We start from the raw sequence: 25595 nt of genomic DNA on the forward strand, positions 1-25595 counted from the left end.
AACAGGAAACCAAAGCTATGTCTACAGACACACCACCCGTACTCTATGCTCCGCAAGAGCCGATTTTTCCACGCAAGGTCAAAGGATTCTTTCGGACCTTTAAGTGGTGGATCATGGCTGTCACGCTTGGGATCTATTATTTGACCCCATGGTTGCGCTGGGATCGTGGACCAAATTTGCCAGATCAGGCTGTGCTGATCGATATGGCGCACCGTCGCTTTTACTTCTTCTGGATCGAAATCTGGTCGCACGAGTTCTACTTTGTTGCGGGTCTTTTGATCATGGCTGGCTTGGGCCTGTTTCTATTTACCTCTGCCTTAGGGCGCGTCTGGTGTGGCTATACATGTCCCCAAACCGTTTGGACGGATTTGTTCATTCTGGTCGAACGTTGGATCGAAGGCGATCGCAATGCGCGCGTGCGTCTTTGGAACGGCAAATGGACATTGCACAAATGGCGTTTGCGCCTGACCAAGTGGGTCGTTTGGCTGTTGATTGCTGTGGCGACTGGTGGCGCTTGGGTGTTTTATTTTGCCGATGCGCCGACGCTGCTTGCCAATCTTTTCACCTTCAGTGCGCATCCAGCCGCTTATCTTACCATCGCGATTTTGACGGCCACGACCTTTGTGTTCGGTGGGTTCATGCGCGAACAGGTGTGCATTTATATGTGCCCTTGGCCCCGCATTCAAGCGGCGATGATGGACCCTGAAACAATCACAGTCGCTTATCGCGACTGGCGCGGTGAAGATCGCAAGAATTCCGATGCAGTTAAAGCAGGCGCGCCGCAAGGGGATTGCATTGATTGCATGGCCTGCGTGAACGTGTGCCCTATGGGCATCGATATTCGTGATGGCCAACAGATGGAATGTATCACCTGTGCGCTGTGCATTGATGCCTGCGATGATGTAATGGCGAAGATCGGCAAGCCGCGTGGTTTAATCGACTATCTTGCGTTATCCGATGAAGACGCCGAACGCGCAGGTGCGGCCCCGAAGAAGCTGACGCGTCATATCCTGCGTCCGCGCACGATACTTTATACCGCCGTTTGGTCCCTTATTGGTGTCGGTCTTGTCTATGCGCTTTTCGTGCGCAGCGATATTGAAATGACCGTCAGTCCTGTGCGCAACCCAACCTATGTGTTGCAATCTGATGGCTCTATTCGCAACATTTATGACGTGCGTTTACGCAATAAGCTGGGCGAGGATCGTGAATTCCACCTGAGCCTGACCAGCGACGAAAACCTGCGTATTGAATTGGAAAGCCGCAACAATTTGCTTTCCTTCACCATGCCTGCGGACGCCACAATCTTACAACGCGTCTATGTCACTGCACGCCCTCAGGATCCGGCCGCGAGCCAAGCGCGCACTGATCTGCGGTTTTGGGTCGAAGATCTTGGCAACGAAGACAAAGCCAGCCAATCAACAATTTTCAACGGGAAGGAATAACAATGACCGAAGTAAAAGGATGGCACGTTTTTTCCGGTTTTGCAGGTGCATTTGGCATCATCATCGCGGTGAATCTGACCTTGGCGTACAAAGCCGTCGCGACGTTTCCGGGCTTGGAAGTGAAGAATTCATATGTTGCCAGTCAATCGTTTGACAGGGATCGCCGCGCGCAACTTGCACTGGGCTGGGATGTGTCCGCGCATCTTGAAGGGCATGTTCTTTCGCTGAAGATTCTCCAAGACGGGGTGGCGATTACACCGCAAATTCTCTCTGCGACGTTTGGGCTTGCAACCAATGTTGCGTTTGACGAAACCCCAGAGTTCTCCTTTGACGGTCAGGCATTGCGCGCTGACGTGATCGCGGGCGAAGGGAACTGGAACCTGCGCCTCAAAGCGCGTGCAGAGGACGGCACTCTCTTTCAGCAACGTATTATTGTGAAGGTTTCGTCATGACAGCCGCTTGCCCCGCGTGCGCGGGTATTCCTGATATCGAGGAACTAAATGTTGCGCCGGGGCTGATGTTTTCGTTGCCAACCATCCATTGCGCCGCGTGCATTGGTAAAATTGAACGCGGGCTTGGCGCGCTCAACGGTGTTATCTCGGTACGGGTTAACCTATCGCTGAAGCGCCTTACAGTGGTGGGGCAGGTCGATCCTACACAGATTGAAACGGCGCTGAGCGATCTTGGCTATGAAGCCTATCCGCTTGATCTGGAATCGCTCACCAAAGCCCGCGACGTTGTTGGGCGCAGCTTGTTGATGCGCATGGCTGTTGCAGGTTTCGCAATGATGAATGTGATGCTGCTGTCTGTGGCGGTCTGGTCTGGGGCAGCGGATGCAACGCGCGATTTGTTTCATCTGATATCAGCAATGATTGCTTTGCCCGTTGTTGCATATTCCGGCCAACCGTTTTTCCAAAATGCATGGCGGGCATTGCGTGTGAAGCGCTTAAATATGGACGTGCCGATCTCGCTCGCAATTATTCTTGCGGCTGCGATGTCACTGTTCGAGACGTTGCAAGGGGGCGCTCACGCGTATTTTGACGCGGCTTTGTCGCTCACGTTTTTCTTGCTCATTGGTCGCTACATGGATCACTGCACGCGCAGTGCTGCGCGCTCAGCCGCGAAGGAATTAACCGCGCTTGAAGTCCAACATGCGCAAAAGATCACAGGTGATCACGTCGAAAGTGTGCGTGTGTGTGACCTCGCTATCGATGATGAAGTTCTGATCGCTACAGGATCGCGCATACCGGTTGATGGATATCTTACATCAGATCACGCATTGATGGATCGCTCGCTTTTGACAGGAGAGTCTGAAGCGGTTGAGATCGATGGGAATGCGATCCTGCAAGCTGGTGAAATCAACGTCGCTGCTGCGATCACGATGCGCGCGACTGCGGTTGGTAACGATACTTCATTGCGCCGGATGGCCGAGTTGGTTGAAACGGCGGAGAACGGCCGCAATCGCTATACCGCACTCGCCGATAGAGCCGCGCAGATTTACGCGCCTGCCGTGCATTTTTTGGCGCTCGCTGCTTTCCTGGGGTGGGTGCTGGCAACAGGCGATATCCGTCATGCTTTGAACGTCGCCATTGCCGTTTTGATTATCACATGCCCTTGTGCACTTGGTCTGGCGGTTCCAGCGGTGTCCACCGCTGCCATCAGCCGGTTGTTCAGCATGGGTTATTTGGTGAAACACGCCACCGCATTGGAGCGTTTGGCAGAAGTCACGCGCGTGGTGTTTGATAAGACTGGCACGCTTAGCCAGCCTTGCGTTATCTTGCCAAGCGAGATGTCAAAGACAGATCGCGCAGTTGCCAAGGCGCTCGCGCAAGCCTCCAATCACCCAATGTCACGCGCACTTCTTGTCGCGCTAGATGGCGTCAAGGCAGCAAATGTGACTGCGATTGAAGAGAGCGCAGGCGAGGGCGTACAAGCGATATGGGGCAACAAATCTGTGCGGCTTGGGCGCGGTGCATGGCTTGGCGCGACATTTACTGAATTGGGCCTTAAAGTCGGGGACGCCGATGCTTTGGCGATCCAAACTACAGAAACACCGCGCGAGGGCAGCGCCGACGCAATTGCAGCGCTCAATCTACCGTGTGAGATCGTAACGGGCGACGCAGAGCTTCCTGCAAAAGCCTTTGCTCAACAGTTATCTTTACCAGTGCTTGCGAATGTGCGTCCTGACGAAAAGCTTACCTATCTCAATGATCTTACGGATGCATCCGAGCGTGTTTTGATGATTGGTGACGGGTTGAATGACACTGCGGCGCTTGCGGCGGCGCATGCATCTATTGCGCCTGCAACAGCGCTTGATGCGTCGCGCTCTGCATCGGATGTTGTCATCCTGAAAGAGAGCTTTGCGCAACTTCCGCTACTGATTAAAGTCGCCAAACTCGCGAGCCGACTGTCCAAGCAGAACTTTGCAATTGCAGCGATTTACAATGCGATTGCAATTCCTATCGCTTTGGCTGGTTTTGCCACTCCGCTTGCAGCAGCCTTGGCCATGTCGCTGTCGTCCATCACTGTCCTTCTTAATTCCCAACGCATCAGGTTCGCACAATGAATGTCCTTGTTATCTTAATACCTGTTTCTCTTATTCTTGGCGCTATCGGGCTGTGGGGCTTTATTTATACGGTACGCAGCGATCAATATGATGACGAGCAAGGCAATGCGGCACGCATCCTGCTTGATGACTAATGCGCGTTAGTTGGCCATCGCGATAACTGCAAAAGTGCTAAGTTCAGATTGACCACCGCGTCCTACAAGAATCGAGAGCGTCTCGTCATGTAATGTAAGTGTGTTCAGCCTTGGCAAGCGGTGAGATTCCTTTTTAGAGTGTTAGCGAACAGTACTGAGGGGCAGCATATGCAACAGACACCGGGATATTTTGACGCGAAAAGCTGTGATATTGATGAGTTCAAAGCGTTGGTGAGCCAGACACTCGAGCCGTCGTCGGTGCCTTTTGCAGATGATGTTCAAAAGAATATCCCGATCTATGACATGACGCGTTTGCGCCCGTTGCTCGAAGATGCCGAAACCCGCAAAAGCATTATGTCTGAATGGACATGCGTGATGTTGAAAAGTGCCGGTGCGATTGTTCTGAAAGGGGCCTATGAAGACACGGTCGTTTTGGACGAAGCCACTGCGATTTATGAACAAATCATAGCTGAAGAAAAACGTAAAAGCGGGGGTGGCAGTGACCATTTCGCTGCCGCCGGTTCCAATGATCGCGTTTGGAATGCGTTACAAAAGTTATGCGAAGCAAATCCAGAGGTTTTTCTGCGTTACTTTGCAAACACCTGTATCGCGGCGGCGAGTGAAGCTTGGCTTGGACCCAATTACCAAATGACAGCACAAGTTAATTTGGTGCATCCAGGCGGTGCTGCGCAGCAAGCGCACCGCGATTACCATCTTGGGTTTCAAACGGCTGATATCGCGGCGCAATATCCGGCACATGTCCATGATTTGTCGCCGGTTTTAACCCTGCAAGGCGCAATTGCACATTGTGATATGCCTATTGAAAGCGGGCCAACTCAACTGCTACCGTTTTCACAAGCCTATCGTCCCGGATATGCGGCTTGGCGATTAGATGCGTTTCGCGAGGTGTTTAATGATCGCTTCGTTCAACTGGCCTTGGAAAAGGGCGACGCTCTCTTTTTCAATCCCGCGATTTTTCACGCGGCGGGGGCCAATAGCAGCGACAGTATTCATCGCTTTGCTAATCTATTGCAGGTGTCCTCCGCCTTTGGTCGGGCTCTGGAAGCAATTGATCGCCGTAAAATGTGCAAGTTACTTTATCCGCACGCGCTTGCGGCAAAGCTTTCCGCCTCAGAATTAAACGCGGCAATTGCATCTGCGGCTGAAGGGTATTCATTCCCCACCAATCTCGACAGTGATCCGCCCATTGGTGGCCTTGCGCCAGAAACTCAACAGGCCTTTTTCGCACGGGCTCTGACGGAAAAAATTGTACCTGCGGAGTTCAATGAAACGCTAGATGCAATGGCTGCTAAACAGCAGGCCTAGACCAGATCAGGATGCGCTGCTTTAAACGCGTTATGGTCTGAGCAGGCTTGCTCAACCGCTTTGATCCGCGAGAGATCTCCGTATTCCACGCCCCAGCGATTGGCATTGTAGAGTTGTGGCATAAGGCAAATATCGGCGAGGCCGGGTGCGGCCGCAGTCGCGAAGGGCGTTTGGTCAAAGTCACCGAGCAGGGCTTCAAATGCCTCTAATCCGGGGCGGATGAAGCGCTTCATCCAATCGGTACGACCGGGTTCTTTCCCCCCTGTGGCGTGGAGCATGACCGACAGATTGCAGACCGGATGCAAGTCAACAGCGATCGAGTGCGCAAGGGCCGTCACTTTGGCGCGCTCAAAGGGATCGCTTGGGAGCAGACCCAATTCGCGTGTGGTATCCAGATATTCTAGGATCGCCAAAGACTGAGTGAGCCGATGGCCATCGATATCAAGCACGGGCACCAAACCTTGGGGATTACGGGCAAGATGCTCGGCCGAGCGATGCGCGCCGGTCAAAAGATCAACGCCTTCCAAGCGATATTCGATGTTCGCAAGATTTAGTGCGATCCGAAGGCGATAGCTGGCGGATGATTTAGGGTAATCCCACAGGACTGTTTCGTTCATTTTGCCGCCTCTAGTGCTGCGCGCAGGATCTCGCGATCTCCGATGTGATTGCAAAGGGTAAGGATAAGACGCGCATTAAATGCTTCGCTCTCGTCATCCGTAAGCTCTTCGTGCGCGCGCAAAAGCTCATCATAAAAACCATCAGGGTCAGGAATATTCGGCTCTAGGATTAACGTCATTCTGCGCCCTTTCCGATAGAATTTTTAAGTGTGGCTGAAATTGCTTTTTCATCGAAAGAGGCCCAGCGCGCAACCACATGTTGATCGGGCCGGATAAGATAGACGGCACAAGGTGCATCGCCAAGATAGCGCGCGCTTAGTTCGCTAGACGGCTCTGCAATATTGATCACATCAGCAGTTATTCCCTCTGACGTCACTGAGTTCGCTGTGCCATTCCCAATGTTCAAAATGTGAAATGCACCACTAAGGTGATCTAGCAGATACCCTTCAGAAACAGGTGCATCAGGGCAGGTGGCACCGGGGCGCGTGATATCTGGGCCAGCAAGGGCGTCAGGGCCGAAAAGGTCAAAGCCATCATAGGTGCACGGCACGGAAAGTCGGCCAGAATTGACCAGTGGACGCGCAAAGGCATGGCGACCTGCAAGATCAAGTACCGCATTTCGGAATGTCTTGGAGACGTTGGATTTAGGGGTCATGAAATCCGTTGCGCGCGAAGAGTTTAGAATGTTTTCATCTGCGCCAAACTCACGTTCACTCGCGTAGGTGTCGAGCAAGCTATCCTCTGCCAAACCTTTGAGGACGAGATCCAGCTTCCATGCAAGATTTTCCGCATCTTGTACGCCCGAGTTCGCACCGCGCGCACCAAACGGGGAAACTTGATGCGCGCTATCACCCGCAAAAAGGACTGTGCCATGACGAAAGGTTTCCATGCGGCGACATTGAAAGGTGTAAATAGAGGTCCAATGCAGTTCATACTCTGGCACGCTGCCTGCTTGGCTTGACAGCATGGCATCCACACGCGCGCGGATGCGGTCTGCATCAAGCTCTTTTTCGCGATCAATGTCCCAGCCAAGCTGAAAATCAATGCGCCAGATATCATCTGGTTGCTTGTGTAACAGCGCTGATTGACCGCTATCTTTAAAGGGTGGTTCGAACCAAAACCAACGCTCCGTTGGGAAGTCGGCCTTCATCTTCACGTCTGCAATCAGGAAATTGTCTTCAAACACACGTCCATCGAACGACAGTCCCATCATGTCACGGATGCTAGAACGTGCACCATCGCAAGCGATCAAATACTCTGCTTCAAGTTGATACGGTCCATCGGGCGTTTGGATGTCTAGTGCTGTGTAGTCGCTAAACTGCTTCATTGCAGTGACGCTGTTGCGACCGCGAATTTCGATTGGCGCGCCCGCCTTTTGAGCATTGCGGATCTCATCGACAAGAAAACGCTCAAAATAGGGCTGCTGTAAATTGATGAATGCAGGATTGCGATGGCCGCTTTCCGGCAGCAGATCGAACTTGAACAAGTTGCCTTCACCGTGAAAGACCTTGCCAACGTTCCACACGACGCCTTTGTCCACCATTGACGCGCTGGCCCCTAAACGCGACGCGATATCAAGCGTGCGTTTGGCAAAACAGATTGCTTTACTGCCCAAACCCGCGCCATCATGATCATCAAGCACGAGGGCAGGTGTGCCCTTTTTGCCAAGATCAAGAGCGAGGGCAAGGCCCACAGGACCACCCCCAACAATCACAACGGGATGTCGCTGCACTGCGCCACTTTGTGCAGGCACTTTTTCATAAGGATAAAGCTTGAAAGCTGTTTCGTATCTTACCGCGACCATGTTCAACACTCTCCGTGAGCAATACTATAGGTTCAGTTCGTAAATCGAAATATTAGTTGTTTATGTAACTAACAACGGCTAATTTTGAAAAATGGATAAGAAAAACATCTTTGATTTGCAGGATTTCCTGCCCTACCTGCTTAATCAGGCCGCTGATGCGTCAAGTCTAGATTTTCAGACATATTATAAAGACCGCTATGGCATGCTGCGCACGGAATGGCGCGTGTTGTTTCATCTGGGGCGCTATGGAAAGATGACGGCAAAAGAGATCTGTGAACGCGCACGTATTCACAAAACCAAAGTGTCGCGAAGTGTTGCTGCGCTTGAAAATAAACGGTTTTTAACGCGTTCTGAGCTCGCAGATGATCGCCGCCATGAAGAGTTGAACCTGACGCGTGCAGGCCAAAGCGCTTATGCTGACTTGAGCAAGGAAGCCGCGCGCTTTGATACGGATCTTGTGAGCCATATTTCGCAGGCTGATCAAGATGTGCTACGCCGCTGTTTGCGTCAGATTGCAGGTTTCTAAAGTTGCAAAGGTCACCTTCAGACCTAACTCAGGAACATGAGCAACGATCCTAAACTCTCTCGCGCGTTACGTATCCCTGAAAAGCGCTTGTCGCGTTTGGGCGGGCTTGGCGCGATGACGGCTGGCGTGGCTGGCAACATGGCGCTTGGTGGCTTGTCACAGCTCGCTCAGGCCAAGCGGCCAAACATGCGGGATCTTTTGCTGACCCCGAAGAATATCACACGCGTGACAGAGCAACTTGCACAGATGCGTGGTGCGGCGATGAAGATTGGCCAGCTCGTTTCGATGGATACGGGGGATGTGCTGCCACCTGAGTTGTCCCAGATCATGGCCCGTTTGCGCAATGATGCGCATTTTATGCCAGCCGCGCAATTAAAGCATGTGTTGAACGCTGAATGGGGCGCAGGGTGGTTGAAAGACTTCAAGAGCTTTGATGTGCATCCCATTGCTGCGGCCTCTATCGGACAGGTACATTCTGCGGTGCTCAAAGACGGGCGCAGATTGGCGATTAAGGTGCAGTATCCAGGGGTCGCGAAGAGCATTGATAGTGATGTGGCCAATGTGGGCGCATTGATTAAGATGTCGGGTCTTATGCCAAAAGGGTTTGAGCTTGCCCCATATTTAGAAGAAGCGCGTAAACAGTTGCATCAGGAGACGGACTATCTGCGCGAAGGCAAAAATCTGAAACGTTTTAATGATCTTTTGCGAGACCATAGTAATTTCGTGCTGCCAGAGTTGGTGGCGGAGTGGAGCACACCTCAGGTACTTTGCATGAGCCACGTTTCGGGTAAAGCGATCGAGCAAATGACCCACCTGTCGCAACAGGCGCGGGATGACATTGCAAGCGCACTTATCGAGCTAACCCTGCAAGAGCTGTTTTCTTTTGGCGTTATGCAAACGGATCCGAACTTTGCCAATTATCAATTTGATGAAGACACGCAAAAAATCGTGCTTTTGGATTTTGGGGCGACACAAGAGATCGGGCCAAATACCGTGGCACAGTACCACGAACTTTTTAGGGCAGGACTCGCCAAAGATCTTGGCGCTTTGCAAAGCATTGTTCAACAAATCGGCTTCTTTTCAAGCGACACCAAAGACACCCATAAAGCCCAGATTAGCGCGATGATCGAACTTGTGTTCGAGGCGATTACACAATCTGAAAGCTACGATTTCACAGACCCAACCCTGCAAGCAAAGATGCAAAAAATGGGGATCAAATTGGCGAATGACGGGTTTATTCCACCACCTTTGCCGATTGATGTGCTTTTGCTTCAGCGCAAGTTTGGCGGGATGTTCCTGCTCGTCAATCGTCTTGGCGCGCAGGTGAATCTAAAACAGCTTATCTCGCGCGCTGTCGCTTAGATGTAGTAGATGTAGAAGTCGCGCAATTGCTCGGGCGAGAGGTCTTTGGTCTTCTCGACCTCCGCCTCTTTCATAAACACATGGTTGTCCACGAGCCCCTGTCCGATTGCCGCTGAGAGCGCCGTATCGCTGCTCAAATCCGCAATCGCTCCCGCGAGATCTGCGGCCGCGCCAACAGTGGCATCGGTTTGCTCAAACCCATCCCCCGTTTCCATCGCCTGTAGCTCATACCCGTTCTCGACCCCTAGCAAAGCGGCCTGCAAAACCGCTGCAACGGCCGTGTAGGGATTGGACGACGCATCGGCCATGCGATGTTCAAGGCGCGCTTTTGCACCGCCCTCTGTGCTCACACGGGTCGTGACATTGCGGTGATCACCACCCCAGTTTTGCCAGTGACCCGAAAGCGAAGCAGGCTGTAAACGGTCATAAGAATTGGCAGTGGGTGCGATCAAACCGGCCAGCCCTTTGTGGTGATGCAATACCCCTGCAAGGCATCCACGTGCGAGATCGTTGAGGTGATCTGGCCCGCCCTTATCGCCAGAGGCGATAGCGTTGTTGCCGTCTTTGTCCGCGAAGGAGAAGTTGATATGCATCCCGCAGCCGCCTGCCTCGACAATAGGCTTCGGCATAAAGCTGAGGATCACACCCTCGCTCAACGCGACTTCGCGCGCCATTTGACGGAACAGGATGATGTCATCGACGGCTTTGAGTGCGTCATCGAAGGTGAGCGTGTATTCGAACTGTGGGCTGTCATATTCAGCCGTGATCATATCGAGCTTGAAACCCAACTCTTCAGCCACATCCCAGATCGCATCGTTAAAGCCGCGCGGATCAGTGAACGGGCCGGTGCCGTATACCACCGCGCCAAGGCTGTCATAGGGCACTAACTCGCCAGCGTCATTGTGGATAAAGGCAAACGCTTCCAGCTCGATCCCGACTTTGGGTGTCAGGCCTTTGGCCTCCCAAGCTGCGATCGCGCGCTTCAATGCACCGCGCGGGCACATTTCGAGTGGCGCGCCGTCAGCATCGTAGAGATCGCCAAGAACGATCTGGGTACCGTTTTCCCAGCACGGGCGAATGTTATCACCGCTCCAGCGCAGCTCCATGTCGGGCAAACCTTCCATCATCATGGAGCCGGGGGAGGGCAGTAGGTCTTTGTCGTAATGCACGCCAAACGTGGATCGGCAAAAGCGCGTTTCGTTATCACCAATCTTGGAATTCGGCAGATATTTCCCTCGCATGATGCTCAGGTGATCGCAAAACACAGCGCGCAGTCGTTCTTTCATTTCAGTTTCTCCCGTTTCAGGCGCGTTTGATGCGCACTGGTAATGATTTGATCCCGCCAACAAAGTTAGAACGCAGGAATTTCTGCTCCCCATCCGCTTCAATATGGGTGATCCGTTTGCTGAGTTCCTGAAACAAAACAGTGACCTCTAGCCGTGCGAGCCACATGCCAAGGCATAGGTGCGGACCACCAAGCCCAAAGGCAAGATGCTTGTTCGGGTTGCGCATCAGATCGACACGCATGGGGTCTTTGAAGTAGCTCTCGTCACGATTGCCCGACGCGAACCAGTAGAGCACTTTTTCGCCTTCGCGGATCGTTTTGCCGTGCATGTCATAGTCTTGGTTCGCAGTGCGGCGAAAGTAGAGCGCGGGGGTGGCCCAGCGAATGATCTCGTCTGCGGCAGTGTCCCAAATTGCGCCGCCTTCGTGCATTTGGCCGAGCAATTCAGGCTGATAGCACATCGCCTGCATTCCAGCGGCGATAGAGTAACGCGTCGTGTCGTTGCCTGCGGCCACAAGCAAGCAAAAGAAATTGCGAAACTCGGTCTCTGAAATGACCGTGCCATCAGGGCTGGGTTGCAAGATCAGATGCAATATACCGTCGGTATCGCCGCTGGCGTTTTTCTTTTCCATCAAATCCTTGGCATAGGCGTAAAGTTCTGCACCAGCCGGGGAGTTGAAGGGCATCATACGGAACTCATCCGTGCTCATCTTGTCCATAACGTGAGAGGTGAAATCGGGATCGGTATTGGCGATCAAGGCGTCGCCCTTTTGCACAAGCCAGGGCAAGTCTTCGTCCGGTGTACCAAGGATGCGCCCCAGCATGCGCATCGGCAATTCGCGCGCAATTGTTTTGGTGGCGTCGAACTGCTCGTTCTGCAGAACCTCATCAAGGATATCAGTGCACAGCCCGCGCAAGTCCTCTTCAAACTGTGCAATCACCCCTTTAGAAAACGCTTTGGCCAGCTTGATCCGCATTTGCATATGTTCGGGCGGGTCGGTTTCCTGAAAGGTACGTCTTGCGAGATATTCTTCGTAGCTTTGGTCCTCCATCCGGATGCCTTGAGCGGATGAAAACACCTTCGTGTTGCGGTTCATCTCTAAAATATCGTCGTAGCGGGTGATTGACCAAAATCCTTTGCCACCGTCCCAATCTGTCCAACTGACAGGGTCATCGCGGCGCAGGCGGGCGAATGTATTATGCGGCGGACCACTGGTAAAAGTGTCGTGGCTCGTTAGGTCAGCAAAGCCATCGTCGGTCGGGGTCCAGATCGTCATTTTGTTTGTCGCGGTCCTGCACTAGGTTACAAAACCATAATTAGATGTCTTCAAAAGGAAAGCCTTTTCATGCGCCTTGCCGTTCTAATGACGAACACAGATGAAAGCGCTTTTGCACAGCAGCATCCAAAGGACGGTGAGAAGTTTTCGCGCCTTATAGCGAGTGTGCGTGCAGGATGGGAGGTGACGTCTTTTAACGTAAAAGACGATATTTTTCCTGATGACATCCAAATTTTTGATGGTGTGATAATTACAGGCAGCCCTGCATCCGTGCATGATCAGGACCCTTGGGTTGCACGCTTGCTCGCGTTGATCCGCGATATCTACGCAAATGAAATCCCGATGTTTGGCGCGTGCTATGGCCATCAAGCGATTGCGCTTGCATTGGGTGGCGCGGTTGAAGCCAATCCCAAGGGTTGGGTATTTGGCGTTGCACATTCAGAGGTTCGCAAACGGATGCCTTGGATGGCACACCTGCCAAGCCGCTTCGCGCAATATGCTGCGCACGTTGAAGCGGTGACGCAGTTACCAAAAGGTGCAGCCGTCCTTAGCGTTTCGGAAAACTGTGCGATCACGGAGTTTCATATTGGCGACAAGGTCTACACGACGCAAAACCATCCAGAGATGAGCCATGCGTTTATGACTGCTTTAATTGAAGAGTATGCGCCCAAACTCCCCGACGGCGTGGGCGATGCTGCGCGCGCATCGATGGCCGTCAATGCTGACAATGATAGCTATGCTGAGAGCATCGCGCGCTTCTTTGAGATGAATAAAGAGTAGCCATCATATTTCGCCTTATCAGGTTGGTGTTTGAGGCCTGTCATCGGAGCTGAAATGTCTCGCGCAGATTGTCGCAGAGATATTGTTTACGGCGTTTTCACACTACCTGTTTATCAATACAAAAACTTACTTAAACTTGGAGTACCCTTCGGTGGACACGCTTCTACTTTCCCGCATCCAGTTTGGTGCAAACATCTCCTTTCACATCCTTTTCCCGACAATCACGATCGCGCTGGGCTGGATGTTGCTGTTCTTCAAATTGCGTTTCAGCGCGACGGGGGAGCGTAAATGGATGGACGCCTACATGTTCTGGGTCAAAGTGTTTGCGTTGTCCTTTGCGATGGGCGTTGTCTCTGGTATCACAATGTCCTTCCAATTCGGGACAAACTGGCCTGGCTTTATGGAGACTGTTGGCAACGTTGCCGGTCCTTTGCTCGCCTATGAAATTATGACAGCGTTTTTCCTCGAAGCGGTCTTCTTGGGAATCATGCTCTTTGGTGCATCCAAAGTGAAATCTTGGGTGCATACGCTCGCGACGTTTTTGGTCGCCTTCGGAACGACCATGTCTACCTTCTGGATCATCGTTCTGAATTCCTGGATGCATACCCCGCAAGGCTATGAGCTGATTGACGGTGTCGTACATGCAACCAACTGGTTTGAAATCATTTTCAACCCGTCCATGCCGTACCGTTTTGTGCACATGATGCTCGCGTCTGGCTTGACCGTCGCGTTCTTGATCGCAGGTATCTCTGCACTCAGAATGCTTTGGGGGGATAAGGGTGAAGACGTGAAATCCGCGCTGCGGGTCGGCATCATCGCTGCTGCAGGCTTGATCCCGCTACAAATACTTGCAGGGGACATGCACGGTTTGAATACGCTTGAGTATCAGCCCGCGAAGGTCGCGGCGATGGAAGGGAACTGGGAAACAAGCTCCAACGTCCCGCTCATCTTGTTTGCGATCCCTGATCAAGAAAACCGAACCAACCACTTTGAGATCAGCATCCCGAATGGTGCGTCCTATATCCTCAAGCACAAAGCCGAAGGTGTTGTGCCGGGTCTGAACGATTTTGTCGCCGAGGATGGCACGATCCTGCACCCACGGGTATCTGCGGTTTTCTTTAGCTTCCGTATTATGATCGGTACAGGCATTGCTATGTTGCTTTTGTCTTGGGCTGGCGTAGTGCTGTTGCGGAAATATGGTGCTGGACACATGCCGAAACTGCCGTTGATTGCATTTAGCGCGATGAGCTTCAGTGGATGGATCGCAACGCTTGCAGGGTGGTACACGACCGAAATTGGCCGTCAGCCTTGGTTGGTGCAAGGTGTTTTATCCACCAAAGATGCAGTGAGTGATGTGCCCGCTGGCATGGTTTTAAGCACGTTGATTGGCTATCTGGTGATCTACGCTGCTTTGATTATCGCCTATATGGGTGTCATTACATATCTCGCCCGCAAAGCGACGCGCGGTGAACCGCTCACCAGTCGTCAATATCCGCGCGGTGGTACGACTGATGTGCCCGTCCTTCAGCCGGGAGAATAAGAATGGATTTTTTCGGAGACCCGGCTGTTTGGCTCCCTTGGGCGTTTGCGTCACTTATGGGATTGTCTATCCTGATCTACGTTGTGCTGGACGGATTTGACTTGGGCGTCGGACTACTGATGCCACTGGCGCAAGAGGATGAGAAAGATCGTCTTGTTGCATCCATTGGCCCCTTTTGGGACGCCAATGAGACATGGCTCGTGCTCGCAATTGGCCTTTTGCTCGTCGCGTTCCCGCCTGCTCACGGTGTGATCCTTACTGCGCTTTATCTGCCTGTGTTCATCATGCTCGTTGGCTTGATCCTGCGGGGTGTTTCATTCGAGATGCGTGCGAAAGCCCCGATTGCCCAAAAGCCGGTTTGGAACGCTGCATTTTTCGCGGGATCGCTTATGGCGTCATTGAGCCAAGGCTTTATGCTGGGCATGTATGTTATGGGGCTAACATGGACTTTGCCGCACGTGGGGTTTGCTCTGCTCACTGCAGTGTTTCTGACGGTAGGATATAGTTTCATCGGCGCGGTATGGCTTATCTGGAAAACGGATGGTGAGTTACAAAAACACGCGGTGCGTTGGGCAAAGGGTGGCATGTGGGGGCTTATTCTTGGCATCGGATCTATCTCGCTCGCGACGCCATTTGTAAGCACGCGGATCTTTGATAAGTGGTTTAGCTTTCCTGAGATCGTGTACCTATCGCCGCTGCCAATCCTATCAGGTCTGCTAGTGGTCTTCCTTTGGGTACAATTGCGCCGCATGCCTTTTGAGAATGATCGTTTGTCTTGGACGCCATTTGCAGCAGCAACAGCGCTTTTCACCTTGGCTTACTGCGGGATGGCGTATTCGTTTTACCCTTATGTGGTGCCTGAGAAGTTAACGATCTATGAATCCGCGTCAGCGCCTGAAAGCTTGTTCATCATTCTTCTGGGAACGCTGTTCGTACTGCCAGCGATCATCGGGTATACGGTGCTTTCTTACTACATTTTTCGCGGAAAAGCGACGGAACTGCGCTACGACTAGCGCAGTTCACTGCCTTTGCTGATCATAGAACTACGCAAATATTACGTATCTGGCGCTATGGCTAAGCGATCCTGAAAGACTCCGCTTTTCTTTTACGCAAGGGCTTGAGTATGGTCGCACTGTAAAGACGTTTTACAGCGCGCAATAAGGATCTACCATGCCCACTCAAGCCAATACACGCCGCGCAGCGGATCACCTTGTCGATCTCTTAGTGGCGCAAGGCAGTACGCACGTTTTCGGTGTTCCCGGTGAAAGTTACTTGCCCGTCTTGGACGCGCTTCATGAACGCGAAGACGAAATTTCGTTTATCACCTGTCGCCAAGAGGGCGGTGCTGCAATGGCTGCTGAAGCACATGGCAAACTGACGGGGCGGCCTGGAATTTGCATGGTCACTCGTGGACCCGGTGCAACCAACGCTAGTTCGGGTTTGCATGTGGCTTATCAAGACAGCACACCGATGATTGTCTTCATCGGCCAAGTCGCACGGGACATGGTTGAGCGTGAGGCGTTTCAAGAGATTGACTACCGTCGGATGTTTGGCCAAGTCGCCAAATGGGTTGCGGAAATTGATGATCCATCGCGCCTTCAGGAATATATATCGCGCGCGTACCGTGTGGCTTTGTCGGGACGGCCGGGCCCTGTGGTTTTGTCGCTGCCGGAAGACATGCTTTATGAAGATATTGCTGTGCCCAAAGCACCGCGCAAAGCGGCAGCTCCGCGGTTTCAACCAAATCCGGATGCGATGGATGAGTTGCGTGAGCGTTTGGCATCGGCCAAACAACCTTTGATCATGATAGGCGGGGGAGGCTGGAGCGAGAAAGGGATCAACGCGCTGGAAAGTTTCGCCAAGACGCAGGGCTTGCCCGTTACGGTTTCTTTGCGCTGCCAAAGTTTAATGAACAACGACCATCCCAATTATGTAGGCCACTTTAGTGTTGGCCCGACGCCCTACCTCAAGGATGCGTTAGCCCAAACGGATTTACTCCTCGCGATCGGCCCGCGTTTGGGGGAGATGACCACGCAGGGCTATACATGGCTAAAGCCACCTGTGACGGAGCAAGATTTGATCCATGTGTTCGCAGAGCCTGAAGAATTGGGCCGTGTCTATGAACCAACCCTCGCGCTCGCGTCTGATATGGAGAGCTTTTGTGAGGCGGTGGCGGAATGGGGCCCAATCGCTCCTGACAAATTCATGCGTCGAACAGAGCGTTTGCGCCAAGAGTTTGAGACTTACGTGGCGCCCGAAACGCTCGGGGATGATCCATTGGCATCGATTTTCGGACATCTGGCAGACGCGCTGCCCGCAGATGCAATTGTGTGCAACGGCGCGGGCAATTACGCAGCTTGGCTGCATCGTTTTTACAAGTATCGCAGCGCGGGCTCGCAGCTCGCACCGACGTCTGGCTCTATGGGATATGGTGTGCCTGCGGCTGTTGGCGCAGCGGTGACGGCTCCTGAGCGGGAAGTCTATGCAATCGCGGGTGATGGGTGTTTTATGATGACATGCCAAGAGCTTGCGACAGCTGCGCAGCATAATTTACGTTTCACTGTGATCGTTGTTAACAATGCGCGCTATGGCACGATCCGAGCGCATCAGGAACGCGAATTTCCGGGCAGGGTGTCTGGCACTGAAATGATCAATCCAGACTTTTGCGAGTTCGCGCGCTCCTTCGGGGCGCATGCTGCACGCGTAGAAAATGTCGAAGATTTTAGACCGGCCCTAAGTGACGCACGTGCGCGGGGCGGGATCAATTTGATTGAGGTGATGCAAGACACCAACCTGATCGCACCGGGCAAATGGTTAATCTAGCACTTTGAAAATCGCTCTAATTTTTCGGTCTTGGTCTGGGCTTAGATAATTCGGTTGATGGTGCGCTAGAATTTCACGTGCGCGGGTGTTGGCGCGCCTCCATGCGCTCTGCGCGCCAGCTTCTTGCCAAGTGCGCGGTTGTTCGCGATCTGCAAATTTAGGGTAGTGATAATCACGTTCCATCGCAGCATGTGTTTGGCTAGACCCTAAGAAATGACCGTCACCCAAAATTGTTTCGCAAATAGCATCATAGCCAAGGTTTTCTTCGCTGACTTCAATGCCCCGCATCGCTCGATAAGTCATCGCATGCATATCGTTGTCCAAAATGAAAGCTTCGAAACTCGCGCCTAAAAGCGCGGCAGTCATGCCGGAGCTTTCATATATGAGGTTGCCGCCTGCGAGGGCAGCCGCGAGCGACGTCATGCCTTTTTCAACGCCATATTGAGCGTCAATCGCTTTTGCGTCTGTCATCGAGCAGGCCACACCAGAAGGTAATCCGAGCCAATTGGAGAGTTGCGCGGAGGCTGCGTTGAGCACTGTCGTCTCTCCGCCACCGCCGGCAAATGCGCCACTGCGCAGATCAATGACCAACGGCCAATTCGAAAAGATCATTGGGAAGCCGGGTGAAATTACGTTTACCATCACTAAGCTTGCCAAAGTCTCCGCGAGGGATTGGGCTAAAAAGCCAGCCAAAGTGGCAGGAGCGGTCGCGCCCGCTTGTGCAGCGGTGATGCAAGACATTGGGATGTTATGTTCGATGCATTTGTAAACAACGTCGACCGCATCTTCGCCGAAACGCATCGGTGAAATGACCGGACTGATATGGGTTTTCAAGAAAGGCTGCTCTGCGAATTTACCCTCCCCACCAGCAACGATGTCAAACATCGCGACAAGCGGATCGACGTGTTGCGCAAGCGTAAAGGCTGTGGCGACAGGTTTGCTGGTGTTTTTCATCAAAGCGTAAGCAGTCGTCACATCAAGGTCGAAGGGTTCGGGCACATCCGTCGCAATGCAGCAACGCGTGAACCATGCCACATTATCGAGCGTGTCCTGCAGACGGGTGAAATCATGCAGATCGCGCAAGGTTGAGGGACGATAAAGCCCGCTGTCGAGATCAAGCGTGTTCACCGCAGCGCCGCCAGTTCCGAAATAGACGTTTTCACCGCCGATTTCGATAGAGCGCTCCGGGTCGCGTCCATACAGAGTGAAGCGTTTGACGGCACCAGCAATAATGTCTTCAACAAGTGATTTTGGCAGGCCGATCCGGCCATTGCCAAGATCACGCGCACCTGCGGTGACAAGATCGTCCCACAGCCGGTCTGGAACCTCTCCCATCCCCAAATCACTGAGCAAGCGCAAGGCGGTTGCGTAAATATCCTGCATGTCTTTTTCGCTCAACGGGCGATACATCCCCCCGATCTGTCCAGGCGGGGCAGGGTTGACAACAGGTGGTGCGGCACGCTGCTTTAAGCGGGCTTTGCGCCCAGAGCGACGCGGAGAACTGGAATCGTCAGACATGAAAGACCTATGCGATACGGGCTTCACAACCTTGATCGAGCAGTGGTCTGAAATGCAATGTTTATTCTTGGATGAACGTTAAAGTTCGCTCTTCCATGGCGGGTTCGCCCCTTTGCGCGACACAGTGATGCGCGCTGCTTTCATGCCATAAGCGACTGCGTTTTCTGCGTCCTCTTTGCTCAACTGCGCGATGGCGTCCTTTTTGAGCAAGCCCGCTTCATGCAGTGATGCGAGCACACCCGCATTGAATGTATCGCCTGCCCCGATCGTGTCAGAATCGCTTAGATCGACAGGTACGGTCGGAACGAATACCTCGTAATCATTGTGATATGCAGTCGCACCCTCGCTGCCTTGAGTAATCAGGACCAGTTTCGTGCCCTTGGCGAGCAATGCGCGCGCGTTTGTGGCGATATCGCCTGCGCCCGCAAGCCACTCTAGGTCTTCATCACTGAGTTTCACGATATCGCTCGCGCTCACCATCCGTTCGATCCGCGCACGAAATGCAGTTTCATCACGTACAAAGCTGGGTCGGATGTTGGGGTCAATCATCGTAACATGGGTTTCGGCCGCATTCATAAGCATCGTTTCATAGGTCTCAGCGCACGCGCCGTAGGCCAGGGAAATACCGCCAAAGAACAAGGCGTTCACCTCATCGGGCAGGTCTGGAACGTCATTTTGAGATAGGCCGCGTAGAGCGGTGTTTTCATCGAAAAACGCGTATTTTGCTTGGCCATTAACCAACTGAACAAAGGCAAGCGTCGTTGCGGCGTCGCTTATCGGGCAAAGGTCGTAGCTCACATGGCTCTTTTGCAGATGTGCTTTGAGCTGTGTTCCAAAGAAGTCGGACGACAAGCCCGCGAAAAACCCCGATGGCACGCCAAGCCGGCCTAAAGCGACAGCTGTGTTCATCACAGCACCGCCAGAATGAGGCACAAATGCTGCTTGGTCATCGCGTGTTTGGCCTGCGACCATGTCAATTAACGCTTCGCCGCAATTCAAGATCATTTTCGTTGGTCCACTCTGAAGTTTAAATTGTTAGCGCTCACATACACGATTTTTAGCGCCGCGCACGCATTTTTGTCGCGGTGACCCCATATTCTTTTTTAATCGCTTCGTTCATCGAACTACTAGATCCAAAGCCTGTCGCCACTGCGATCTCCATCATGGAAAGCTGAGTGTCCTCGACCAATGCGCGCGCGCGTTTGGTGCGCAATTGTTTGTAAAAGCGGGCCGGGGTTTGGTTGAAAACGTCTTTAAACATTCGCTCAAGGTGGCGTGTGGAGACACCAATATCGTTCGCAAGCTCATAAATATTGAAGGGCATTTCGAGGGAATCTTCCATTGCCTTGACAGCAGAGCGTACGCGCGTGTCAGACAGAGCAGGGAGCTTAGTGATGTCTTTGGGTTGATCCGCGTGGGCAGTGCGCACCATTGACAAAACAAGTCGATTGCTTAGTTCAGCCACATCTGATGTGCTCAATTGAGGAAGCAAGAGCGAGATGATCAGCTCTTCAGTCGCGCCTGTGCCTGCCGCCGTAATGACCGAACCGGACTTTTCCGATAGGCTGTTGGTTAGGTTCGGGTGATCGCCTGTTTCCGTTAATGAGAGGGCATCGCGCCAATGTGTCGTGACCTTGCCTGCGGGCGATTTAGTGCGTTTGATGTAGGCAGTTGCTGCATCGGAAAGCAACACGCACAGGCGCGAGATACGCGTCATCTGACGCAACCGAGAGAACCACTGCGCGTCGGCCCCACTGTGCCCGCCAACAATGATCAAAACATCCGAAAGTTCGTGATCCTTTACCACAGGTTCGGCACGCACGATCATTCCACAATCGCCATTCAAAAGACCCGGCGTTTCAGAAACATATCGCCAATGAAAAACGGGGCCGCCCAAGACTTCGTTCGCGATTTTCAAAGTGCGCGTAATGGCTGCCGTTTCATATTCGCAAAAGCCTTTACCCACATAGATCTCAAACGTGTAGAGCGCGCTACGCATGGACGTATCGCGTTCCTGCGGTATCGCACGTTCTGTATTTCGCTCGACACGGGGCAGGGTCATTCTCCATTGGGCGTTTGCAGTTCAAACACTGATACAGCGCATAATATCACATTGAAAAGGTATCAAATCACGCAAGCTGCTACTGACATCATTGCGCCCATTGTGAACTAATGATGTGCGAGTGTGGAACAGCGGAGATGTTTGCGCTAAATGAGCAACATCAGGTGGACTCAGAAGCGGTAAAGGGCATTTCTCATGGCGCAGGACTTTGACTACGATGTGTTGATTATCGGCGGTGGTATCAATGGTTGCGGCATTGCGCGTGATGCAGCGGGTCGTGGCTTGCGTATGGGACTCGCTGAAATGAACGATCTAGCGTCTGCCACCTCAAGTGCGTCGACAAAACTGTTTCACGGTGGCCTGCGCTATTTGGAATATTTCGAAGTACGTCTTGTGCGCGAAGCGTTGATAGAGCGCGAAACGCTGTTGCGCGCGATGCCGCATATTTCTTGGCCCATGCGGTTTGTGCTGCCCTATCACAAAGACATGCGCTTTGAGAGTGCGACGCCAACGTCCAAGCTATTAAGTTTTGTGATGCCTTGGATGAAAGGGCGCCGCCCTGCTTGGCTGATCCGTTTGGGTCTTTTTATGTATGACAATCTTGGCGGGCGTAAAATACTGCCTGCGACATCCACGCTCGACTTGCGCTCTGGCGTTGAAGGAGCCGTTTTGGATGATCGCTTTGCCAAAGCCTATGAATATTCTGACTGCTGGGTTGAGGATTCGCGCCTTGTGGTGCTCAATGCGCGTGACGCCCAAGCGCGCGGCGCTGAAATTATGGTCCGCACCAAAGTTATTGGTGCACAGCGCAGCGATGATCATTGGACTGTAAGGCTCGAAGATACCGAGGGCGCGCGCAATGTCACCGCAAAGATGATCGTAAACGCCGCTGGCCCTTGGGTGGGCGATGTTCTGAACGGCACTTTGGGTTTGAACAGTCGTGAAGGTGTGCGGCTCGTTAGGGGCTCACATATTGTGGTGCCCAAGCTGTATGATCATGACAAATGCTACTTCTTCCAAGGTGAAGATGGTCGGATTATTTTCGCTATCCCTTATGAGGGTGATTTCACCCTCATTGGAACAACGGATGCAGATCATAGCAATCCGTCCGAAAAACCTGTGTGCACGCCACAAGAGCAGGATTATCTTTGCGCCTTTGCGTCGAAGTATTTCGCAAAGCCTGTTACGCGTGATGAAATCGTGTGGACCTATTCTGGCGTGCGTCCGCTCTATGATGATGGTGCCGATAGCGCGTCAGCTGCAACGCGGGACTATACGTTGAAACTAGATGATACGGCGGCTCCTTTGCTGAACATTTTTGGCGGGAAGATCACGACATATCGCCGCCTTGCGGAAAGTGCGTTGAGCAAGATCAGTACGCAATTTAATGGGCTTAGTGGTAACTGGACAGCTGGAGTCGCGATGCCTGGTGGTGATTTTCCTGTCGATGGCGTGCCCGCGCTCATCGCGAAACTGCAAGCCAGCTATCCGTTTTTGGATGAGCCGTGGGCGCGTCGTCTTGTCCGTGCCTATGGCACCGATGCTGCGGACATTTTGGGTAATGCTAAAACGGTTGAAGAGTTAGGTGAAAATTTTGGTGCAACCATCACAGCGTATGAATTGGACTGGCTTAAAGCACATGAATTTGCGCGCACGGGTGAAGACGTGTTGTGGCGCCGCAGCAAGCTTGGCTTGCGTTTGAACCCAACCCAAGTCGCGCGCGTTAATGCCTACATGAGCGCTTAGCGGCGCATGTTTGTGGGGCGTGTGATCCGCCGCTCCAGCATGCGTTCGCGTAAGAAAACGAACAAACCCGCGCCCATAATCAAGATGATGCCAAGGCTCACCGCGAGATCGGGCAGCTCACCAAAGATGAAAAAGCCCCATATCACTGCCAGCGGTAAGCCAACGTATTCAAATGGCGCAACCGTGGCTGCACTGCTCACACGGTAAGCTTGGCTTAGGCAATAGCCAATCATGGCGGATAAACAGCCGAGTCCGGCCATAAAGGGCCAATCGCCCTTGGGTGGCCATTGCCACGCGCGCAGCAAGAATTCGACAGCGCCGTTTTCGACACCTTCAGCAAAACGACCGTCACCCGCTACAAAATAGAACCCAGCTGAGATAATGATAAACGTCCCTTGGATATAGATTGCCATGGCTGAGGCTTTGCTGCTCACACCCAATTTGCGCGTCATCACTTGGTTTATCGCGTAGGTGAGCGCTGCGATGATCGGCAACAACAACACCAGACGATTTACATCGCTATCTCCCATACTTTGCCAAGGCCGTTGCATGATCAAAACGCCAATAAAGCCAACCAAAACAGCGCTCATCCGCATTGGTCCAACCTTCTCGCCAAGGATCGGGATCGAGAGCAAGGTGATCATCAAAGGTGCGGCGAAGAAGAGGGCAGTTGTTTCAGCCAAGGGCAGGACCGCAATTGCTGCGAAAAACGACATGTTGGACAGAACGACCATAAAAGCGCGCAACAGATGCAAGCCAGGGGTCGAGGTTTTAAGCAGTGACCAACCGCCTTCTACCTGAAGCAAAACGATAGAGACAAAGATCCCGATGAAAGAGCGCGTGAAGACAAGCTGATGTAGTGGATACGCGCCTGATAGCTGTTTTATCAGTACATCATTTAAAGAAATTGCAGTCATACCGATCAGGATGAACAAGATGCCTGCCGTTGAAGAGTCGCGCGTTGTCATGGTGTGTGCCTATCTGCCTTGCGGGGATAGCGCTAGTCTGTTTGCGACTGCCAACAGAAGCAGATAGGCAGAGCGCAAGTAAGGGGCCAAAAATGTCAGAAATTTTAAGCGTACGCGATCTGGTGAAGCGGTATGATGATGGTTTTGAGGCGCTCAAAGGTGTCACGCTTTCCATTAAGCAAGGTGAAATCTTAGCATTGCTTGGTCCGAACGGTGCAGGGAAAACGACCTTAATCTCAACGATTTGCGGGATTACTGAAGGCACGAGCGGCACCGTTACCGTAGGGGGGCATGACATCGTCAAAGGGTATCGTGACGCGCGCCGTATGATCGGTTTGGTTCCGCAAGAAATTAGCCTTGAACCGTTTGAACGGGTGATCAACACCGTGCGGTTTTCACGGGGACTTTTCGGCAAGCCCAAGGATGAAGCCTATCTAGAGAAAATTCTGCGCGAGCTTTCCTTGTGGGATAAGAAAGACAATCGCATCATGGAGCTGTCCGGCGGCATGAAACGCCGCGTGTTGATTGCTAAAGCGCTGAGCCATGAACCAGAGGTGCTTTTCCTTGATGAACCGACTGCGGGCGTCGACGTGGAATTACGCAAAGATATGTGGGAGATCGTGGCAGCGCTCAAGGCGAGCGGAACAACCATCATTCTAACAACCCATTATATCGAAGAAGCCGAAGCAATTGCAGACCGTGTCGGTGTGATCGCCAAAGGCGAATTGCTTTTGGTCGAAGAAAAGCAAGCACTTATGACCCGTATGGGGAAAAAGCAGTTGCAGATCGATCTGAGCGCACCGCTTACCGAGGTGCCCGATGTACTTTCCAAATATGACTTACAATTGGTCCAAGATGGCACGGCATTGCTCTACAGATATGACACCCGCGCAGAGCGCACGGGCATCACTGGATTGCTTGCAGATCTTGCGAGTGCCGGACTGAGTATGAGCGACCTGCAGACCAAACAATCGAGCTTGGAAGATATCTTTGTCGGTCTCGTCGCGGAGGACGCAGCATGAATTGGCAAGCGATACGATCAATTTATACCTTTGAAATGGCGCGGTTTTTTCGCACATTGATGCAGAGCTTTATATCCCCCGTCATCTCAACATCGCTTTACTTTGTAGTTTTCGGCGCAGCCATTGGCAGTCGTATCGACCAGGTCGATGGTGTGAGCTACGGCGCGTTCATTGTGCCCGGTCTGATCATGCTCAGTGTTATGACACAGGCGATCTCCAATGCATCTTTCGGGATCTATTTTCCCAAGTTTATAGGTACGATCTACGAACTTCTTTCTGCGCCTGTGAATTTTCTGGAAATAGTAATCGGCTATGTGGGAGCGGCGGCGACGAAGGCTTTGTTCATCGGCATCGTCATTCTCGCGACGTCCGCGCTTTTTGTTGATCTGCAAATCCAACACCCCGTTGCAATGATGGCCTTTATGCTTCTGACCTGCGTGAGTTTCGCGCTGTTTGGCTTCATTATCGGTATCTGGGCGCAGAATTTTGAACAACTTCAACTCATCCCCTTGCTGATTGTCACACCTTTAGTGTTCTTGGGGGGCTCGTTTTACTCGATTTCGATGCTGCCACCAGTTTGGCAAACGATCACTTTGTTTAATCCCGTGGTGTATCTTATTTCCGGCTTTCGCTGGGCGTTTTTCGGCATGGCAGATGTTCCAATTGGACTGAGTTTGCTCGCAATTGCTGGCTTTACTGCGCTTTGCATGATTGGCGTTTGGTGGATCTTTAAGACCGGTTGGCGGATCCGTAAGTGACGCCGCAGATGAGACAGACAAGAATATTAAATCAGCGCA

Annotated in this window: 23 protein-coding genes; 14 read left to right on the plus strand and 9 right to left on the minus strand. The window is 52.5% G+C overall.

Annotated features, from left to right (window positions below; genetic code table 11):
- Nucleotides 1-17 precede the first annotated feature (17 nt).
- The 5 genes from ccoG to ACTG3Z_RS01955 all read left to right on the plus strand — a co-directional run bounded on the left by ccoG (nucleotide 18) and on the right by ACTG3Z_RS01955 (nucleotide 5468).
- Entirely contained in the window at nucleotides 18-1442 is a 1425-nt protein-coding gene (gene ccoG / locus ACTG3Z_RS01935; protein ID WP_439140959.1) for a cytochrome c oxidase accessory protein CcoG, read from the plus strand.
- A 2-nt stretch (nucleotides 1443-1444) separates the two neighbouring features.
- Nucleotides 1445-1894: a FixH family protein gene (locus tag ACTG3Z_RS01940; RefSeq protein WP_439140960.1), complete on the plus strand. Its 450-nt coding sequence runs from the start codon at nucleotides 1445-1447 to the stop codon at nucleotides 1892-1894.
- Entirely contained in the window at nucleotides 1891-4008 is a 2118-nt protein-coding gene (locus ACTG3Z_RS01945) for a heavy metal translocating P-type ATPase (RefSeq protein WP_439140961.1), read from the plus strand. The genes ACTG3Z_RS01940 and ACTG3Z_RS01945 overlap by 4 nt, the downstream gene beginning before the upstream one ends.
- Nucleotides 4005-4142 (plus strand): cbb3-type cytochrome oxidase assembly protein CcoS, encoded by a 138-nt coding sequence (ccoS, locus tag ACTG3Z_RS01950; protein WP_375266745.1) that lies wholly within the window; start codon nucleotides 4005-4007, stop codon nucleotides 4140-4142. The genes ACTG3Z_RS01945 and ccoS overlap by 4 nt, the downstream gene beginning before the upstream one ends.
- Before the next feature lie 168 nt (nucleotides 4143-4310).
- On the plus strand, nucleotides 4311-5468 hold the full coding sequence (locus ACTG3Z_RS01955; protein ID WP_439140962.1) for a phytanoyl-CoA dioxygenase family protein: 1158 nt from the start codon (nucleotides 4311-4313) through the stop codon (nucleotides 5466-5468).
- Here the strand turns inward: ACTG3Z_RS01955 and maiA are convergent.
- From maiA to ACTG3Z_RS01970, 3 genes are read right to left on the minus strand one after another with little or no spacing between them, the layout of a single operon-like run.
- Complete coding sequence (gene maiA, locus ACTG3Z_RS01960) at nucleotides 5465-6085, minus strand: maleylacetoacetate isomerase (RefSeq protein ID WP_439140963.1); 621 nt, start codon at nucleotides 6083-6085, stop codon at nucleotides 5465-5467. The two genes, ACTG3Z_RS01955 and maiA, sit on opposite strands and share 4 nt — an antisense overlap.
- On the minus strand, nucleotides 6082-6264 hold the full coding sequence (locus ACTG3Z_RS01965) for a DUF2783 domain-containing protein (RefSeq protein ID WP_439140964.1): 183 nt from the start codon (nucleotides 6262-6264) through the stop codon (nucleotides 6082-6084). Before ACTG3Z_RS01965 ends, maiA begins: the two co-directional genes overlap by 4 nt.
- Nucleotides 6261-7889 carry an FAD-dependent oxidoreductase gene (locus ACTG3Z_RS01970; RefSeq protein WP_439140965.1) on the minus strand — a complete coding sequence of 543 codons (1629 nt, stop codon included), beginning with the start codon at nucleotides 7887-7889 and terminating at the stop codon, nucleotides 6261-6263. Before ACTG3Z_RS01970 ends, ACTG3Z_RS01965 begins: the two co-directional genes overlap by 4 nt.
- Nucleotides 7890-7980: 91 nt before the next feature.
- On the opposite strand from ACTG3Z_RS01970, the gene ACTG3Z_RS01975 reads away from it, so the two are divergent.
- The gene (locus tag ACTG3Z_RS01975; protein ID WP_439140966.1) at nucleotides 7981-8415 is read left to right on the plus strand and encodes a MarR family winged helix-turn-helix transcriptional regulator; all 435 of its coding nucleotides are present in this window, start codon (nucleotides 7981-7983) and stop codon (nucleotides 8413-8415) included.
- A gap of 36 nt (nucleotides 8416-8451) precedes the next feature.
- Complete coding sequence (locus ACTG3Z_RS01980; RefSeq protein WP_439140967.1) at nucleotides 8452-9777, plus strand: ABC1 kinase family protein; 1326 nt, start codon at nucleotides 8452-8454, stop codon at nucleotides 9775-9777.
- Here ACTG3Z_RS01980 and ACTG3Z_RS01985 read toward each other — a convergent pair.
- The gene (locus tag ACTG3Z_RS01985) at nucleotides 9774-11063 is read right to left on the minus strand and encodes a glutamine synthetase (RefSeq protein WP_439140968.1); all 1290 of its coding nucleotides are present in this window, start codon (nucleotides 11061-11063) and stop codon (nucleotides 9774-9776) included. The genes ACTG3Z_RS01980 and ACTG3Z_RS01985 overlap by 4 nt on opposite strands.
- 16 nt (nucleotides 11064-11079) lie before the next feature.
- Nucleotides 11080-12339: a cytochrome P450 gene (locus ACTG3Z_RS01990; protein WP_439140969.1), complete on the minus strand. Its 1260-nt coding sequence runs from the start codon at nucleotides 12337-12339 to the stop codon at nucleotides 11080-11082.
- Nucleotides 12340-12408: 69 nt separating this feature from the next.
- Between ACTG3Z_RS01990 and ACTG3Z_RS01995 the strand changes: the two genes are divergently transcribed.
- The 4 genes from ACTG3Z_RS01995 to ACTG3Z_RS02010 all read left to right on the plus strand — a co-directional run bounded on the left by ACTG3Z_RS01995 (nucleotide 12409) and on the right by ACTG3Z_RS02010 (nucleotide 17482).
- Nucleotides 12409-13119: a type 1 glutamine amidotransferase gene (locus ACTG3Z_RS01995; protein WP_439140970.1), complete on the plus strand. Its 711-nt coding sequence runs from the start codon at nucleotides 12409-12411 to the stop codon at nucleotides 13117-13119.
- Nucleotides 13120-13270: 151 nt separating this feature from the next.
- Nucleotides 13271-14659 carry a cytochrome ubiquinol oxidase subunit I gene (locus ACTG3Z_RS02000; RefSeq protein WP_439140971.1) on the plus strand — a complete coding sequence of 463 codons (1389 nt, stop codon included), beginning with the start codon at nucleotides 13271-13273 and terminating at the stop codon, nucleotides 14657-14659.
- A 2-nt stretch (nucleotides 14660-14661) separates the two neighbouring features.
- Nucleotides 14662-15672 (plus strand): cytochrome d ubiquinol oxidase subunit II, encoded by a 1011-nt coding sequence (locus ACTG3Z_RS02005; protein WP_439140972.1) that lies wholly within the window; start codon nucleotides 14662-14664, stop codon nucleotides 15670-15672.
- Nucleotides 15673-15829: 157 nt separating this feature from the next.
- Nucleotides 15830-17482, plus strand: coding sequence for a thiamine pyrophosphate-dependent enzyme (locus tag ACTG3Z_RS02010; protein ID WP_439140973.1), 1653 nt, complete (start codon nucleotides 15830-15832; stop codon nucleotides 17480-17482).
- Here the strand turns inward: ACTG3Z_RS02010 and ACTG3Z_RS02015 are convergent.
- The 3 genes from ACTG3Z_RS02015 to ACTG3Z_RS02025 form a co-directional block, all read right to left on the minus strand.
- Nucleotides 17474-19000: a trimethylamine methyltransferase family protein gene (locus ACTG3Z_RS02015; protein WP_439140974.1), complete on the minus strand. Its 1527-nt coding sequence runs from the start codon at nucleotides 18998-19000 to the stop codon at nucleotides 17474-17476. The genes ACTG3Z_RS02010 and ACTG3Z_RS02015 overlap by 9 nt on opposite strands.
- Nucleotides 19001-19078: 78 nt before the next feature.
- Nucleotides 19079-20005, minus strand: coding sequence for a carbohydrate kinase family protein (locus ACTG3Z_RS02020; protein WP_439140975.1), 927 nt, complete (start codon nucleotides 20003-20005; stop codon nucleotides 19079-19081).
- A gap of 52 nt (nucleotides 20006-20057) precedes the next feature.
- Nucleotides 20058-21062, minus strand: a complete 1005-nt coding sequence (locus ACTG3Z_RS02025; RefSeq protein WP_439140976.1) for a GlxA family transcriptional regulator — start codon at nucleotides 21060-21062, stop codon at nucleotides 20058-20060.
- A gap of 195 nt (nucleotides 21063-21257) precedes the next feature.
- Between ACTG3Z_RS02025 and glpD the strand changes: the two genes are divergently transcribed.
- Nucleotides 21258-22808, plus strand: a complete 1551-nt coding sequence (gene glpD, locus ACTG3Z_RS02030) for a glycerol-3-phosphate dehydrogenase (protein ID WP_439140977.1) — start codon at nucleotides 21258-21260, stop codon at nucleotides 22806-22808.
- Here glpD and ACTG3Z_RS02035 read toward each other — a convergent pair.
- Nucleotides 22805-23776 (minus strand): DMT family transporter, encoded by a 972-nt coding sequence (locus ACTG3Z_RS02035; protein WP_375265547.1) that lies wholly within the window; start codon nucleotides 23774-23776, stop codon nucleotides 22805-22807. The two genes, glpD and ACTG3Z_RS02035, sit on opposite strands and share 4 nt — an antisense overlap.
- 92 nt (nucleotides 23777-23868) lie before the next feature.
- Here ACTG3Z_RS02035 and ACTG3Z_RS02040 point away from each other — a divergent pair, with 92 nt between their 5' ends.
- Both ACTG3Z_RS02040 and ACTG3Z_RS02045 read left to right on the plus strand, forming a co-directional pair.
- A complete protein-coding gene (locus ACTG3Z_RS02040; RefSeq protein WP_439140978.1) occupies nucleotides 23869-24798 on the plus strand; it encodes an ABC transporter ATP-binding protein in 930 nt (309 codons plus the stop codon).
- Entirely contained in the window at nucleotides 24795-25556 is a 762-nt protein-coding gene (locus ACTG3Z_RS02045) for an ABC transporter permease (RefSeq protein ID WP_439140979.1), read from the plus strand. The genes ACTG3Z_RS02040 and ACTG3Z_RS02045 overlap by 4 nt, the downstream gene beginning before the upstream one ends.
- Nucleotides 25557-25595 lie beyond the last annotated feature (39 nt).

Origin of the sequence: Planktotalea sp. (genome assembly GCF_965659345.1) — a bacterium.
Taxonomy (GTDB): Bacteria; Pseudomonadota; Alphaproteobacteria; order Rhodobacterales; family Rhodobacteraceae; genus Planktotalea.